Genomic DNA, 15,045 nt, shown 5'->3' on the forward strand with positions numbered 1-15,045 from the left:
GCTGCAGCAACTGATGAAACGCGGTGTTATGATGTGACAAAGCCTGAATCCTTTGTGATTAAAGTGTTTGCTCGCACACTCATTTTACTCACATGGATTCAGGCTTTCTTATTTATCCCAAACTATGGGACAGCAGTGACCCTTGGGTCGCTTTTTTTGTGTCCGCAATCCTGAACTTACTCTTCGTGATCGCGGATAAAGGTCCAGGTATCACCTTCGGACATACTTTCAGCGAAACGGTAACCTTCCAGATCAAAACCTTTCAGCGCTTCCGGATCTTCCAGTTTGTTCTGGATGATGTAACGGCTCATCAGGCCACGCGCTTTCTTGGCGTAGAAGCTGATCATCTTGTACTGGCCGTTCTTCCAGTCTTTAAACACCGGCGTGATGATACGCGAGGAGATGCTCTTCGCCTTGGCAGCCTTGAAGTACTCATTGGAAGCCAGGTTGATCAGTACCTGCTCCTGTTTCAGCTCTTCGTTCAATGCGTCGCAGATGATGTTGCCCCAGAACTGGTACAGGTCTTTGCCGCGACCGTTTGCCAGCTTGGTGCCCATCTCCAGGCGGTAAGGTTGCATCAGGTCCAGGGGTTTCAGCAGGCCGTAGAGGCCGGACAGAATGCGCAGGTGATCCTGGGCAAAGGCAAAGTCCTCTTCACTGAAACTCTGTGCGTCCATACCCGCATAGACATCACCTTTAAACGCGAGCAGCGCCTGCTTGGCGTTGCCGGTGTTGAACTCAGGCGTCCATTCTTCGAAACGCGCAACGTTCAGGCTGGAAAGCTTGTCACTCAGTTTCATCAGCTCAGCGACATCCTGTACCGACAGGGTACGCAGCTGTTCGATCAGCTCAGCAGAGTGGTCTAGGTAGCCCGGCTGACTGTAGGTGTCAGTCACCGGTGCGGTATCGTAATCCAGTGTTTTGGCAGGGGAGATAACAATCAGCATAGGTATCTATTGGTCCTTAACCTCATTTGGGAACCATGATACGCCGCAAACCACAAAAAAAAAGACCGCGTTTTGTGCGGTCTTCTATCGGGGCGGTATTTGCCCCGTCGGGTCGTCCGCTCAGTGGCGGAGCATACTGTCCAGCTCATCGACCAGTTCACACCAGTCGGAATCTGAATCCAGTGATTCCTTCAGGAACGCAGATTGCGCAGGGGTCCAGAAGGTGGCCTCGGTTAACTGGATATCACCGCTGTAGAGACGGTGAGTGGTCACAAACTGTTTGATGTCCTTATCGCTGCTTGGCAGACCGAGCTGGTCAAAAAGGGTATTCATATTGTGTGCCGACAAGTCCATCACAATCTCCCAACAACTTTTAAAGGATCTATATCGCTTTGAGTGTTGGTCAGGATTGGCTGGGTGTCAAATCCGAGTTATTTACTCAGTCTTTTCTGCGCGCCGAACTTTTCTTTCCCGGCAACACAAAGCAGGGCACCCACAACGACCAGCACGGAACTGATGATTGGGTTCTCGATACCGCCCAGCACTTTCATAGTGACAGCAGCGATTAACAATCCACCAAACATACAGAGCACGGCTGTTACCAGATTCATCAGGATGGCTTGGGCAGAACGGTTGGGGTTACGAACGAGCAGGACAACGGCAGACAGGAAAAAAGCGGAGAGGGTAATCCAGGAAGCAAGTGATTCAGACATAGCGGCAATACAGTTATCGTTATAGTTAAGATATTGTTTTTACCACCGCTTTTGGTCGAAGGGAAGCGGATACACTCCGTATCACACGCGCCTTTAGTAGTGAATTACGCTATCATAGCGATCAAATTTTATTCCAGATTCCAGAGATTCGAGTTTCATGAGCAAGAAGACGGTTCTGACCGGTATCACCACCACAGGTACCCCACACGTGGGTAACTACCTGGGTGCGATCAAACCAGCTATTGATGCAAGCACCAACCCTGATTTCAGCAGCTTCTACTTTCTGGCGGACTACCATGCACTGATCAAGTGTCATGATCCGGAGCGTGTGGCACGTTCTTCCCGCGAGATCGCTGCAACCTGGCTGGCACTTGGACTGGATACCGACAAAACCACCTTCTACCGTCAGAGCGATATCCACGAGATCCCGGAGTTGACCTGGATTCTGACCTGCATGTGCTCCAATGGCCTGATGAACCGTGCTCACGCCTACAAAGCGTCTGTTGATGCCAACCGTGACGCAGGCAAGCAGGATCTGGACGACGGTGTCACCATGGGCCTGTTCAGCTACCCAATCCTGATGGCCGCAGACATCCTGATGTTTAACGCCGATATCATTCCGGTGGGTAAAGACCAGATCCAGCACATCGAGATGGCCCGTGATGTTGCCGGTCGTTTCAACCACACCTACGAGCAGCTGTTTACCCTGCCGGAAGCGCTGGTGGATGAACAGACGCAGCTGATCCCAGGTCTGGACGGTCGCAAGATGTCCAAGAGCTACGACAACACCATTCCGCTGTTCTGCTCCGCGGATGAGCTGCGCAAGCTGATCAACCAGATCGTAACCGACACTAAAGCGCCGGGCGAACCAAAAGACCCGGATAACAGCACCCTGTTCCAGCTGTACAGCTGCTTTGCAGAAGAAGCAGAACAGCAGCAGATGCGCGACAAGTTCCTGAACGGCATCGGCTGGGGTGATGCGAAGAAAGAACTGTTCGAATTTATGGATGCCAAGCTGAGCGCGCCACGTGCACTGTACAATGAGTTGATGGCAAGCCCGGCAGACGTAGAAGCGATTCTGGAGAAAGGTGCGGCAAAAGCCCGTGAAACCTCTGCGCCGCTGCTGGAAAAAGTACGTATTGCAGCGGGTATCCGCCCACTGACCCACGTGGCAACTGCCGCGAAAGAAGAGAAGAAAAAGAAAGAGGTATCGGAAGAAGCACTGGCGCGTGCCGAAGCAGGCCGCCGTCGTGCGATTCTGATGCAGCTTAAGCCGCAGCTGGACGAAGTACAGGCTGCTGATGACAAGTCTGCTGCCGCGCAAGCGCTGATCTCGAGCAAGGAAGAAGAAGTAGCCGGACTGAAGAAAAAGGCGAAGCAGAAAGCTCAGAATGAGCTGGACCTGCTGCGTGAAGAGCTGGCGGATCTGCTGGCTTAATCCTCAACGAATACGGACGTTAATCGATGTATACAACGCTGATCACTGCACCTGAACTGAACACCCTGATCGAAAACGGGAATGTGTTGGTCTTGGACTGTCGCTTCAGTCTGGCGGACGCCGGCTATGGTCAGCGTGTATACAGCGAAGCCCATCTGTCGGGGGCTTGTTTTATGCACCTGGATGATGATCTGTCTTCGCCGATCACACCGAAAACCGGGCGCCATCCACTGCCGGATGTGGACAAGCTGGCCGACAAGTTGCGCTCATATGGCCTGAATAACAACCTGCAAGTGGTAGTGTATGACGATTGCGGTGGTGCGATGGCCGCACGGACTTGGTGGCTGCTGCGCTGGTTGGGACACGATGCTGTTGCGGTACTTAATGGCGGTTATCCACATTGGGTGCAAGCTGGATTTGAGGTGACCCAGGCAGTGCCGCAAGCGGAGCCGGGTAACTTTGCGGTGAGCCTGCGTGATGAGATGAACCTGTCCGTGGATGAGGTACTGAAATCACTGGATGATCAATCCATCACGCTGGTGGACGCGCGCGGCGCAGAGCGCTATCGCGGCGAGCAGGAGCCGATCGACCCGGTGGCCGGACACATTCCGGGAGCGCTCAACCGTCCGTTGACCGATAACCTGGAGAATGGCCTGTTTAAGTCTGCTGAACAGTTGCAGGCAGAATGGCAGCAGTTGCTGGGAACTGTAGATCCACAACGGATCGTGCACTACTGCGGCTCCGGCGTGACGGCTTGTCATAACCAGCTGGCGATGGCGGTGGCTGGAATCACCGGGACGCGTATCTATGCCGGTTCCTGGAGTGAATGGATTCGTGAGCCAGCCCGTCCGATCGCAACCATCTCCTAAACCTTACCCTCTGGCTGAACGTCCCGAAGCGCGTTAAAGCGTGTTTCTGAATATAAAACCGGTCTGAATCGTCTTGGATCGGTTTCTCTTTTTGTGGCTATCGTTCTGTTGATTTAAATAGCCGATAGCTATCGATTTGTTTGCCCAAATCAAATATCCCTGTCATCTGCATCTGGCTATACTGATCCTGTTATATCGTTGAGCACAGGGAGTTTTTTATGTCCGCACGTCCACAGCTGGGTATCACCGCAGAAGCTAACAGCGCCGCCTTATTTCTTACGTTCAACCAGTCCAGTGCCGACGGGGCGCTTGCACAGGTGCTGAATGTATTACGTCAGATTCCTAAGCTTGAAGCGGAATACCGCAGTAACCATCCTGAGGCTGAGTTTCATGCTGTCGCGGCGGTTGGCAGTGGCTACTGGAACCGTATCAATCCGCGCACGCGTCCGGCAGAACTGGCACCGTTCCCGGCGTTGGAAAACGGTGACAACGTGGCACCTTTTACCCCGGTTGATCTGCTCTTCCATATCCGCTCAGAACGTAAGGATCTGAACTTCCGGTTTGCCACCGAACTGACCGCAATTCTGGGTGATGCGGTAGAGCTGGTCGAAGAAGTTGAAGGTTTTCGATACCTCGACAGCCGGGACCTGACGGGTTTTGTGGATGGGACCGAAAACCCGGAAGGTGATCACCGTCTGAATGTGGCCGTGGTGGGGGATGAGGATGCCGAGTTCTATGGCGGCAGCTATATCCACATCCAGCGCTACGTGCATAACATGAGCCACTGGAATCGCCTGCAGGTAAAAGCGCAGGAGGACATCATCGGTCGTACCAAGGCGGACAATGTTGAGTACGCCGGAGCCGACAAGGCACTAACAGCCCATACCAAACGCACCTCACTGAAAGATGAGAACGGCAACTCAATTGAGATCCTGCGTCACAGTATGCCGTACGGAGATATGCGGGAGTGTGGCCTACTGTTTGCGAGCTACTGCCGTAACAGCCGCAACTTCCGCCTGATGCTGGAGAGTATGATCCATGGCGAGAGTGGGCATAGCGATCACCTGCTGAAATACACCCGCGCCGTAACCGGGGCTGCGTTCTTTGCGCCGTCGGTTGAAGGCTTGGCTGAACTCGGTAGCTAAGCGGCCTGAATTACCTACCTTAAGCGCTCTGTTCGTTGAGCGGGCGCTTCAGGTACGGTACCAATAGTGCATCGCCAAACAGTACAAGGAAGTGGAACAGCACACACACCAGCAATGCCTCACCCATCGGCAGGTTCAGGGCGGTGAGTACGCTGACAGCAACCGGCAGCGTCTTCTGCGCGCCGGTCAGAATCACCGCAATTGCTCCTTTCCATTCCAGACGTAGAATCCGACTGGTGCCCCAGCACAGGCAAAGTAAAGCCGTGTGTACTAAGAGCGCAGCCACCGCAATTTTCAGCAGGCCGGTAAGGTCGAGTGCCTGAAACACCTCGGAGGAGTCTGACAGGGCCATCCAAACAGTTGCGATTACACAGCTTGAAGGCAGGTACTGCAGCACGATGTGCTTGGGATCGACCGACGCAAAGCGGCGTATCATCAGTCCTGCAAGGAACGGCAGTAAAACCAGCATTACCAGTTTCTGCAACAGGGGCAGGGGATCGATCACAATCTCGCCCACGCCTTCCAGGGTAAGGTCCAGCATAAATGGGATGGTGAAAATGCCGATGATGTTGAGCGCAATCGTCATGATCAGCGCCCAGGTGCCGTGCCCCCCGGCCAGCTGGGTCATCACAATACAAGTCGAGAGAGTTGGCGGTACGGTGGCTTTCACTACCAGTCCCAGCGTGAAACCGGCGCCGAGTCCCAAAGCCGTTGCGACGCCCATACCGATAAACGGGCTGATAAGCAGGGCAATGATCGCGGTGAGCAGGGTGGCGGTAACAAAGCTGCGCGAGCGCGGCAGTTCACTGAGGTTGGTCTGGTAACCGTTGACGATAAAGATGGTGACCACCATCCAGGGTATCAGGCCCCAATCCTTAAACTGTACGCCGATGTGGGGTACCAGCCATGCGATCACAAACGCCAGAATCAGTCCGCCTGGAAGAAAGCTGCTTTTCACCTATTTACCCATGGATGTCCGTTTTGCACCTGTGCGGGGCAGTATGTCATAAAACCGTCGTTACAGGTTCATCTGCTTGTTAAATTTCTCCACTAAGCTAAGATTGTATGTAGCAAAACTACAAAAACGAAAAAAACCTAAAAAAACAACGGGAGCGAGTGGATGTCAACTGAGTTCAAAAGTCGCACAATTGCAGTGCTGGCAGTAGATGGTGAAAACTTTTCTGTAAACGGTCACTATGCAGGTCAGGACCGTGATCCGCATTGGTACACCATCACTCGTAGTCGCGATGGAAGCGTGATTGTCGACAAATGCACCCAATTTCCAACTCACGATTCCATTCGTGAGCTGATTCACTAAGGTGTCGCTGACAATCTGAGTGAAATTCAGATACAAAAAAACCGGGCATTGCCCGGTTTTTTTATGCCGTTCGAAACCTGCAGCGATTACTGCTGGGTTTCGTTATCGGTGAACATTCCGTCAAACAGCACAGAGGAAAGGTAGCGCTCACCTGAGTCAGGTAGTATTACTACAATATTTTTTCCTTTATTTTCAGGTAGTTGTGCCATGCGCTGCGCGGCAACTACCGCAGCGCCGCCGGAAATGCCAGCCAGGATACCTTCTTTCTGCATCAGAACGCGGGCCATTTCGATCGCTTCATCGTTGCTGACCTGCTCTACGCGGTCGATGATATCCATGTCCAGGTTCTTTGGAATAAAGCCTGCACCGATACCCTGAATCTTGTGAGGGGCTGGTTTCAGCTCTTCACCGTTACGTGCCTGGGTGATGACCGGAGAGTCTACAGGTTCAACAGCAACCGCGGTGATCGCCTTACCCTGGGTCTGCTTGATGTAGCGGGAAGTACCGGAGATGGTGCCGCCTGTACCTACGCCTGCCACGAAGATATCGATCTCACCGTTGGTGTCGTTCCAGATCTCTGGACCGGTGGTTTTTTCGTGGATGGCTGGGTTTGCCGGGTTCTCGAACTGCTGCAGCATCAGGTACTGTTCCGGATCGCTATCAACAATCTCCTGTGCTTTTTCAATCGCACCTTTCATGCCTTTGGCAGGTTCAGTCAGCACGATCTCAGCGCCCAGCGCTTTCATCAGCTTACGACGTTCCAGGCTCATGGAGGATGGCATGGTGAACATAATCTTGTAGCCACGGGATGCTGCTACGAAGGCCAGCGCGATACCGGTGTTACCGCTGGTTGGTTCAACCATCGTCATACCTGGCTTCAGGCTACCGTCCTCTTCCGCAGCCCAGATCATGCTGGCACCGATACGGCATTTAACGGAGCCTGCAGGGTTGCGGGATTCTACTTTCGCCAGCAGGTTGGCCTCAGGGGCGATGTGCTTCAGCTTAACGAGTGGTGTGCGGCCGATCGTTTGTGAATTGTCTTCGAAAATAGTCATGGTTGGTTCCTGAACGTCCCAATTGTTGCGCTATAGTGATCGCGACCTTTTATATAACCGGTAGATATATAACGCGGGTTGTTTATTTCTTTTTGCGGTCAATAGTTTTTATCCTATATCGGCTTTGGTAACAAGCGCTTTCTATTGAGCCCTTACAAGCTGTACGTGTTTAAATTAGAGGGTGCTGATATACTGGCGCTATCAATAGCCGCTATGCTGTCGTTTCCGTCTTATTTATAGCCCGGGGTACCTATGCGCTGGTTAATGCACCTGATTTCACCGCTGATCTTCTATATCGCCTATGGGCTGTTTCGTACCTCTCTGCTTAAGAAGTCCCAGGCCAAACACCGCTTTGTGATGAAGGTCTTCCGCTACGCTGCGGATAATGGCAGTACCCGTGCGTTATCTGTGTACGGGCACCTGCTTCATTTTCGGGGAGATGGCGTGCAAAACCGTATTCAGGGCGGTATCTATCTGCAGCGTGCGGCCGATCAGGGGGATATGAAAGCGCAGTACCAGATGGGACGGATCTTTGAAGAGGGATTTGAACATTACTTTCAGCCCAATGCGGAAAAAGCGCGCCACTATTATGCGCTTGCAGCGAAGCAGGGGCATCAACTGGCTGTGGCGCGTATGGTGGACATCTATGCCAACGGTGAGTTGGCCGTGGCGGTAGATGAAGGCCAGGCTAGCCACTGGCGGGCATTGATGCCCGAGCTCCCGCAGCGTTAAACCGAGTTGTCAGGTATCGGGTGATTACACTTCCAGGCGTGGTAGTGGATCAGGAAACGGTCAAGCAGTTGATCCAGGGCGCTGGCTGCACCGCCAGCATCGGCTAAGCGTAGCACTTCCGCGACAGTTTCTGCCGTACACAAGTGATCATCGTCCGGATTGCGTCTGAGGGTGTAGCGGGTGCGTCGATCAGGATCGAAGGCCAGCAATGGCAGTTCGTTCAGCCACGGGCTCTTGCGCACGATCTTACGTACTTCCTTCCAGGTACCGTCCGGTACCACAATCAGTGGAATTTTACCTTCGGTCGCTTGATAGGCTTTGGCACGGGGTTCCAGTTCGGGGCGATCCGCAGGAAACAGCAGCCAGGGTTGATAGCGCGGATCGTTCAGCATGGTGACTAAGTTTTCGGGGGGATCGGCGCGCTGCCAGATGAAGGTGTGGGTAACCTCAGGCAGCAACTGAGCGATCAGCCGGCTTGTGTTGCTGGGCCGTGCCGGTTCGTTCTCGTGCAGCAGAAGTGCGATCTGCAGTGGCGGTACGTCGTTACACGTATCGCCACAAGCGCAGTAGTCTTCAGGCAGGCCGCAGCCAGGACATCCACTCATTTTCGATCGGGCTTCTTCATCTGTACGCTGAAGTTAAGTACCTGATCGCTTTTGCCTGCAACTTCGACTGTCCATTGCGCGGCACCGGCGTTAATTTTTTCCATCGGCAGGCTGCTGTGTTCCAGTTGCCACTCGTAAGGGAAGTTGGCACGCAGGACAACGGTCGCCGGTTTATTACGGCTGTTGGTAATACGGATCGCTTGACCCACCAGAAAACCGTTATAGGTTTTCTGGAACTGGCTTTGGTGGCGTTGAACGGTCACGTCAAATGCCTGGCCGAGGGTGATTTTTACCGGATCTTTTTCCGCCGTGTGGTTGATGCGGGCGCCGCCAACAAACTGCAGTTGCTCCTGGCTGTCTGGACGGAAGACACGGATATTACCCGCAGGCATTGGTTGTCCCAGGCCTTCCTCGTTGGTGTTGTTAAAGCTCAGGCGCAGGTTGGGTTTGATGCGGTAGCGCTGTGCATCCTGATTGGCCGCCACGTAAAACTCATGTTGATAGGTACGTTTCAGGCTGACATCGTCGCTGCTGAGCAGGGTGATCTGTTTCTGCTGGCCATCTTCCAGATTTACTTTGCCGGGCAGTTGATACAGGTGGAACGCTTCCATCTGTGCCGGTGGTGCGACGCTGTCCGCGGCGGCACCCAATGCCACCACGGCCATCTCACGCTGTGCTTTGTAGCGGGGTTGTGGTGGGGCGGTATTCACATTGCCGGCCATCAACTGGATGCTGGCATTCGGGTAGCCTGTACCGCTGTTGTTGGTGAGTGATGCCATACCCGACAGGTTCGCGTTGTCACCGTCCTGTGACAGGGTCAGTACGTAATTCATGGTCCAGTTCAAACCACCGGTCAGGTAGCTGATGCGGGCATCACGGGCACTGCCTGTTCCCTGACTGCGAAAACTCAGGTTAGGTTTGGTGAGTAGGGCCGCCGGTCGGCTTGGGAAGATAAAGCGCCAGTGGCTGTTCAGTGGAATGCTCTCCACCCGGTTGTTCCGGGACACCAACGCCTGGTTGCCGTTAACGCTGAGCAGGGTTGCCTTGCTGATCGTTTCGGCGCCGGTGGCCGGATTGATGCGTGCCAGCTCCAGTTCCTTGTTGATGTAGTGCTCCAGCAACGCATGCTGGCTAAGCAGACGGGCGTTGAAGTTCTGCTCCAGAATCGCACCGGCATTTTTGATACGCAGTGTTTCCGGTTGCAGCTGTTTGCTGACGTCTTCGATGATCACCTTCTGGCCGGATTGCATCGCAGGCAACTCGCGGGTTTCACGCACCAGTGCCAGATCCTGGTTATACAGTGTGACACCCAGTGACTGGCGCTGGTCCACCCCGATGGTGAGATTGTCGGCTGCCAGGGCTGGGGTGCTGAGCATCAGCATGGATAGAAACAGGGGGCGGAACTTCATTCGCTAGTCTCCTTGATAAATTCTTCCGGCAAATCCAAAGCAACGCGGAATCCCCAGTCATTCTGGGAAGCGTTGGCCGGATGGCGATAACGGGCGGCTGGGCGCATCAGACGCATGATATCGAACCATGAGCCGCCACGCATAACTCGATCACTACATCCGTCACCTTGGTATGCGCTTCCGTTAACGGGTGCGCCACTATAATCCGCTGCGTAGCAGTCTTCGACCCATTCACTGACGTTGCCTGCCATATCGTACAGGCCCCACGGATTAGGTTGCAGGGCGCCCACAGGTGCGGTCTGGCTGCCATCCCAATCGCTGCCACATTCGTCACAAACCGCGAAGCCCATGGCCGGTTTATTACCCCAGCTAAATGCGCTTTGTGTCCCGGCACGGGCGGCGTACTCCCACTCCGCTTCAGTTGGCAGGCGATACGGTTGGTCCGTCTCGCGAGACAGCCACTGCACATAGGCTTGCGCATCGCGCCAGCTGACGTTGATGACCGGGCGGTTGCCGCGTCCCCAGCCTTCATCGGAAGGCAGATCCCGGTCAGTGGCGCGGGCAAACGCATCGTACTGGGCGAAGGTGACCTCATAGCGGGACAGGGCATAAGGCTGATTGATCGTTACACGGTGCACCGGATGTTCGTTATCGTCGCCAAGTTTGTGGTTATCCCCCATCAGGAAATCTCCGGCGGGTAGGGCCACCATATCTGGGCCGTACAGATCACCTCGGATCTGGTCGCGGAACAGCAAAGTCCTGGGGGCTTGTTCTCCGGTCAGCTGGGCGGCCGTCATAAATGTCGCCGCACTGTCCGACAGGTTGTTTGTGTCAGACTCTAGCGTGGGTTCGATGACTGCAGGCTGAATGCTGTCCTGGCTTGAATCAGTTTCTGCGGCCCTATCGTTCTCAGGTGTTTGAGTCTCAGGAGCTGTGACCCCAGATGCAGGGTTGGTGGTCACTTCTTTGGTTTGTGGCTGACCGGAAGTGGTCAGGACCAGTGATAAGCCGTAGCCCAATGCCAGCCCCAGAATAAAGGTGAGCAGAGGGACCAGTTTGCGCTTGGATTGTCCCTGGGGGGCTTGTGAGTCTTTCTGCTCTGCCTCTGATGCCTTGGCTTGATCCTCTGGTTGCTCGGGTGCCAGATCTTCATCGCTTAGGCGTGTGGAGCGCTGCGTCTCAGTTTCCGCCGCCGTTGCGGGGAGTTCCTCGATTTCAGACACTTGCGCGGGTTGTGCGGCTGTATCGGCCTTTTCCTCGTCTGGCTTGAACAGGTCGCGTATCAAGCTCAGTGCATTGCTCGGCCGTGCCGCAGGCTCTCCCGAGAGCGCGGTTTGCAGGCTGTGCCACTGCTGTTCGGTCAGCTGCTTGGGCTGGCTTAAGCGGGTGGGATCACACTGCGCCGGTTCCCGGGTGTTGGCGAAAGGTGGGTGGCCGGTGAGGACTTCATATGCAATGCAGGCCAGCGAGAATATATCGGCCGCCCGATTGAAGGGTTGGGCTCGGTGGGTTTCCGGTGCCTGATAGATTCCGGCGTGCCGGGTGTGGTGCCTATCCTTGGGCAGCTTGCTGTGGAGAGGCTGGGTTGCGTAGCCACTGAGCTTCACGCCACTACCCCGGTTGATATGTACGTTCGCCGGGCAAAGGCCGCCATGGCTGACATGATGGGCACCGTAGGCGACATCCAACGCAGTAGCGATCTGCAGCAGCAGGCCTTTAAGCTGATTGTCATTCAGCGCCTTGGTTTTTTTCTCTGTCAGCAGATCGGCGAGGGTAGTGTTGTCCAAGCGCTCGGATGCAACAAAGCCGGGCTGGTTTTCGCTTAGGAAGAAGCCATGCTGGAGCGCCAGGTGCTTGTGGCGCAGTTTCTTGCCAACGGTAACGGCGCGTTTCAGCGTCTCCAGGGCTTTGCTGTCGCTGATTAACTGCGGATCGATAAATTCCAGCGATACGATCGGCTTGCCCTGTACGCTCAGGTCCTGAGCTTGCCAGAGCTGCCCAAACAGCGAGTCGCCGGAATGCTCTTTCAGCAAAAAGCGGTGTTGGCTTGTACCGACCACCTGGCCGGAAGAGAGGGAGGAGTATTCGATAGCCTTTGTTACTGCCATGGGCTAGCCTGCATCAAAAATTTCCATCAATGATAGTCAAGGCTAGCCCAACCTGCACAGTGAACTGCAAAGGCTTAATGGCTTAAGCGGAGGTATCCAGCTCTGGGAAGGATTTCACCAGCTCATCGACCGCTTTCATCTGTGCCAGGTATGGCTCCAGTTTGTCCAGCGGCAGAGCGCAAGGACCATCACACTTAGCAACGTTCGGATCTGGGTGTGCTTCCAGGAACAGACCTGCGATTCCCTGAGAAAGACCTGCACGGGATAGCTGCGCAACGAGTGCACGTCGACCATCGGCAGAATCAGAGCGACCGCCTGGCATCTGCAGAGCGTGGGTCGCATCAAACATCACCGGGTAGCCAAACTCCTTCATGATAGAGAAGCCCAGCATATCCACGATCAGGTTGTTGTAACCGTAGCAGGAGCCGCGTTCACACAGGATCAGGTTACTGTTACCCGCTTCTTCGCACTTGTTGAGGATGTGCTTCATCTCGTGTGGTGCAAGGAACTGTGCCTTCTTGATGTTGATAACCGCACCGGTCTCGGCCATCGCCTGAACCAGGTCGGTCTGACGGGACAGGAAGGCGGGTAGCTGGATGATGTCGCAGACTTCAGCGGCTGGCACACACTGGTAAGGCTCGTGTACATCAGTGATCACTGGTACGTTAAAGGTCTTTTTCACCTCTTCCAGGATCTTCATGCCCTCATCCAGGCCAGGGCCACGGAACGAGGTCAGCGACGAGCGGTTGGCTTTGTCGAACGATGCCTTGAATACATATGGGATGTTCAGTTTGCTGGTGACTTCTACATAGTGCTCAGCGATAGACATCGCCAGGTCGCGGGACTCCAGCACATTCATGCCACCGAAAAGCACCATCGGTTTATCGTTGGCAATTTCTACGCCACCGGCAACAACGGTTTTCTGCTCCATACAGTCGCTTTCCTTTAAATAAGGTAAATACTTAGGGCCCGCCGATATTAACGGGCCGCGAAGCGACCATTATACGCCATTGCCAGGAAAAAGTGCGGCGTAGCGCTCGATCCATTCCATTGCAGCGGCTTCAGGGCTGAGCACACGCCCTTGTTCTTCTTTGACCTCAAGACGGTACTGATGGATCTGACACAGCTGCTCCAGCATCCGCATGCGCATTTTGGCGTCCGGATTATCAAAATCGATACCCAGTTCAAAGCCCGTACCGTCGTTGTGACACCAAGTCACCACGCCGGATACAGCCAGCGAAGGCTCAACGAATGGAATGCGCAGTTTGACTGCGGAACCTTTGGATATTTTGTTGTTGGAGTGGCAGATGAGGCCGAGACTTGGAGTGGAGTGGGAGACCGGGAGGGATTGAGTGAGTTGCTCTAGCTCAATCGGAATCTCTTCCGGATGCCGGATATATACCTGTAGGTTGCTCATGACAACCTCCCCTTTCTCTTTTACCCTTCTCTTATCTACATCGCCGGGGATGCAGATTCCTTTAGCGATTCTTTGATCAGTTAAAGGTGTTCCTATGTTTAGGTATAAACGCTATCCAAGGAAAAGCAATGGCAGAAATGAAACAAGATGAATTAAATGCTTACAGCGCTGCGTGCCGTGCGTTACAGGATGGTAAGCAATCCGTACTGTTGTCCACGCTCAATCAAGCGGGTAATCCTGAGATCAGCTATGCCCCGGCTGTGCGAGACGGCCAAGGCTGCTTCTACATATTTGTGAGTGAGCTGGCTGCACATACGGCAAACCTGTTAGGTCACCCCAACTGCAGTGTGTTGTTTATTCAAGATGAGCAGGAGAGTCGCAATATATTTGCGCGCGAACGGCTGACTTATCAGTGTGATGTGGAAAAGGTCGAGCGCGACTCTGCAAAGGGCGTTGAGATCCTGGAGCAGATGGAGAACAAGTTAGGGCAGACGGTAAAACTGTTGCGCGGCTTGCCGGACTTTCATCTGTTTAGACTGAAACCAACCAGCGGCAGCTATGTGGTGGGGTTTGGTAAAGCGTTTGAGGTAGATCCGGCAAGTGGCGAGTTGATCCACCTCAGCGAAGAGCGGGTGAAACGCTAGATTCCACCACCGATATACTCCACCACGACTGACTTGATCAGGAACGCGGCAAGACCCAGGCCCAGGGCGAAAAACAGGATTGCAGTACCAAATTTGCCCGCATTCGACTTCTTAGCCAGATCGTAGATGATGAAGAAGATAAAACCGGCGAAGAGGGCCAGTCCAACGTTCAGCATAATGGCTTCGATTTCAGCAAGGCGCATGGCAAGGATTTCCGCTGTTGAATTGGATGAACGATTAAACCTAAATCGGGCGTGAATTGTACAGAGATTGGCTCAGCGATAACAGGGCCAGTATATGTAACGATTTGGAATATAGGGTGTTTCGATCAGGATTTGGAACACTGGGAGAAGAATGGTGGTGGGAGGTGGATTCGAACCACCGAAGCTTGCGCGTCAGATTTACAATCTGATCCCTTTGGCCACTCGGGAACCCCACCACGAAGGGAGCGCGTATAATAGGGATCTCAATTTGGTCTGTAAAGAGAAATCTGCATAGAAATTACAAAAAAAATGTCATGAATCGTTCACGTAATCTTCGCAAATCTTTTGAAAAGAATTCATTATTAATTCCGCTCACGTAGAGCCCTCGTGGTTTCCCGCCTCCTGCGAAAAAAGTACTAGTGAAACGCATAGTTGAATCTGA

17 protein-coding genes and 1 tRNA gene are annotated in these 15,045 nt (G+C 53.8%); 6 read left to right on the plus strand and 12 right to left on the minus strand.

Going from position 1 to position 15,045, the window contains the following annotated elements; all coding sequences use genetic code 11:
- Nucleotides 1–176: 176 nt before the first annotated feature.
- The 3 genes from yaaA to ACEQ15_RS01810 all read right to left on the minus strand — a co-directional run bounded on the left by yaaA (nt 177) and on the right by ACEQ15_RS01810 (nt 1,660).
- A complete protein-coding gene (gene yaaA / locus ACEQ15_RS01800) occupies nt 177–947 on the minus strand; it encodes a peroxide stress protein YaaA (protein WP_370277314.1) in 771 nt (256 codons plus the stop codon).
- Between the two features lie 120 nt (nt 948–1,067).
- Nucleotides 1,068–1,301 carry a DUF2789 domain-containing protein gene (locus tag ACEQ15_RS01805; protein WP_370277315.1) on the minus strand — a complete coding sequence of 78 codons (234 nt, stop codon included), beginning with the start codon at nt 1,299–1,301 and terminating at the stop codon, nt 1,068–1,070.
- A gap of 77 nt (nt 1,302–1,378) precedes the next feature.
- The gene (locus ACEQ15_RS01810; RefSeq protein WP_370277316.1) at nt 1,379–1,660 is read right to left on the minus strand and encodes a hypothetical protein; all 282 of its coding nucleotides are present in this window, start codon (nt 1,658–1,660) and stop codon (nt 1,379–1,381) included.
- Between the two features lie 157 nt (nt 1,661–1,817).
- Between ACEQ15_RS01810 and ACEQ15_RS01815 the strand changes: the two genes are divergently transcribed.
- The 3 genes from ACEQ15_RS01815 to ACEQ15_RS01825 all read left to right on the plus strand — a co-directional run bounded on the left by ACEQ15_RS01815 (nt 1,818) and on the right by ACEQ15_RS01825 (nt 5,112).
- A complete protein-coding gene (locus tag ACEQ15_RS01815) occupies nt 1,818–3,098 on the plus strand; it encodes a tryptophan--tRNA ligase (RefSeq protein WP_370277318.1) in 1,281 nt (426 codons plus the stop codon).
- Nucleotides 3,099–3,124: 26 nt separating this feature from the next.
- Nucleotides 3,125–3,967 carry a sulfurtransferase gene (locus ACEQ15_RS01820; protein WP_370277319.1) on the plus strand — a complete coding sequence of 281 codons (843 nt, stop codon included), beginning with the start codon at nt 3,125–3,127 and terminating at the stop codon, nt 3,965–3,967.
- 218 nt (nt 3,968–4,185) lie between these two features.
- Nucleotides 4,186–5,112: a Dyp-type peroxidase gene (locus tag ACEQ15_RS01825; RefSeq protein WP_370277320.1), complete on the plus strand. Its 927-nt coding sequence runs from the start codon at nt 4,186–4,188 to the stop codon at nt 5,110–5,112.
- A 19-nt stretch (nt 5,113–5,131) separates the two neighbouring features.
- On the opposite strand, the gene ACEQ15_RS01830 is transcribed toward ACEQ15_RS01825, so the two are convergent.
- Nucleotides 5,132–6,070: a bile acid:sodium symporter gene (locus ACEQ15_RS01830; protein ID WP_370277321.1), complete on the minus strand. Its 939-nt coding sequence runs from the start codon at nt 6,068–6,070 to the stop codon at nt 5,132–5,134.
- Nucleotides 6,071–6,232: 162 nt separating this feature from the next.
- Here ACEQ15_RS01830 and ACEQ15_RS01835 point away from each other — a divergent pair, with 162 nt between their 5' ends.
- Nucleotides 6,233–6,430, plus strand: a complete 198-nt coding sequence (locus ACEQ15_RS01835; RefSeq protein ID WP_370277322.1) for a hypothetical protein — start codon at nt 6,233–6,235, stop codon at nt 6,428–6,430.
- Between the two features lie 86 nt (nt 6,431–6,516).
- Here the strand turns inward: ACEQ15_RS01835 and cysK are convergent, their stop codons facing one another.
- On the minus strand, nt 6,517–7,485 hold the full coding sequence (gene cysK, locus ACEQ15_RS01840) for a cysteine synthase A (protein WP_370277323.1): 969 nt from the start codon (nt 7,483–7,485) through the stop codon (nt 6,517–6,519).
- Nucleotides 7,486–7,737: 252 nt separating this feature from the next.
- Between cysK and ACEQ15_RS01845 the strand changes: the two genes are divergently transcribed.
- Nucleotides 7,738–8,217: a tetratricopeptide repeat protein gene (locus tag ACEQ15_RS01845; protein WP_370277324.1), complete on the plus strand. Its 480-nt coding sequence runs from the start codon at nt 7,738–7,740 to the stop codon at nt 8,215–8,217.
- Here the strand turns inward: ACEQ15_RS01845 and ACEQ15_RS01850 are convergent.
- The 5 genes from ACEQ15_RS01850 to ACEQ15_RS01870 form a co-directional block, all read right to left on the minus strand.
- Entirely contained in the window at nt 8,214–8,822 is a 609-nt protein-coding gene (locus ACEQ15_RS01850; protein WP_370277325.1) for a tRNA-uridine aminocarboxypropyltransferase, read from the minus strand. The two genes, ACEQ15_RS01845 and ACEQ15_RS01850, sit on opposite strands and share 4 nt — an antisense overlap.
- Nucleotides 8,819–10,231 carry a DUF4139 domain-containing protein gene (locus ACEQ15_RS01855; protein WP_370277327.1) on the minus strand — a complete coding sequence of 471 codons (1,413 nt, stop codon included), beginning with the start codon at nt 10,229–10,231 and terminating at the stop codon, nt 8,819–8,821. The genes ACEQ15_RS01850 and ACEQ15_RS01855 overlap by 4 nt, the downstream gene beginning before the upstream one ends.
- The gene (locus ACEQ15_RS01860) at nt 10,228–12,339 is read right to left on the minus strand and encodes an SUMF1/EgtB/PvdO family nonheme iron enzyme (RefSeq protein ID WP_370277329.1); all 2,112 of its coding nucleotides are present in this window, start codon (nt 12,337–12,339) and stop codon (nt 10,228–10,230) included. The genes ACEQ15_RS01855 and ACEQ15_RS01860 overlap by 4 nt, the downstream gene beginning before the upstream one ends.
- Nucleotides 12,340–12,421: 82 nt before the next feature.
- Nucleotides 12,422–13,270 carry a 3-deoxy-8-phosphooctulonate synthase gene (gene kdsA, locus ACEQ15_RS01865; protein WP_282350961.1) on the minus strand — a complete coding sequence of 283 codons (849 nt, stop codon included), beginning with the start codon at nt 13,268–13,270 and terminating at the stop codon, nt 12,422–12,424.
- Between the two features lie 69 nt (nt 13,271–13,339).
- Nucleotides 13,340–13,756 (minus strand): PilZ domain-containing protein, encoded by a 417-nt coding sequence (locus tag ACEQ15_RS01870; RefSeq protein WP_282350960.1) that lies wholly within the window; start codon nt 13,754–13,756, stop codon nt 13,340–13,342.
- Between the two features lie 128 nt (nt 13,757–13,884).
- Here ACEQ15_RS01870 and ACEQ15_RS01875 point away from each other — a divergent pair, with 128 nt between their 5' ends.
- On the plus strand, nt 13,885–14,400 hold the full coding sequence (locus tag ACEQ15_RS01875) for a HugZ family protein (protein ID WP_370277330.1): 516 nt from the start codon (nt 13,885–13,887) through the stop codon (nt 14,398–14,400).
- Here the strand turns inward: ACEQ15_RS01875 and ACEQ15_RS01880 are convergent.
- Together ACEQ15_RS01880 and ACEQ15_RS01885 are read right to left on the minus strand one after the other, a co-directional pair.
- Complete coding sequence (locus ACEQ15_RS01880) at nt 14,397–14,603, minus strand: DUF2788 domain-containing protein (RefSeq protein WP_370277331.1); 207 nt, start codon at nt 14,601–14,603, stop codon at nt 14,397–14,399. The two genes, ACEQ15_RS01875 and ACEQ15_RS01880, sit on opposite strands and share 4 nt — an antisense overlap.
- A 152-nt stretch (nt 14,604–14,755) precedes the next feature.
- Nucleotides 14,756–14,839 (minus strand) — tRNA-Tyr (locus ACEQ15_RS01885).
- Nucleotides 14,840–15,045 lie beyond the last annotated feature (206 nt).

The sequence above is a fragment of the Pontibacterium sp. genome, from assembly GCF_964228735.1.
Classification (GTDB): Bacteria; Pseudomonadota; Gammaproteobacteria; order Pseudomonadales; family Balneatricaceae; genus Pontibacterium.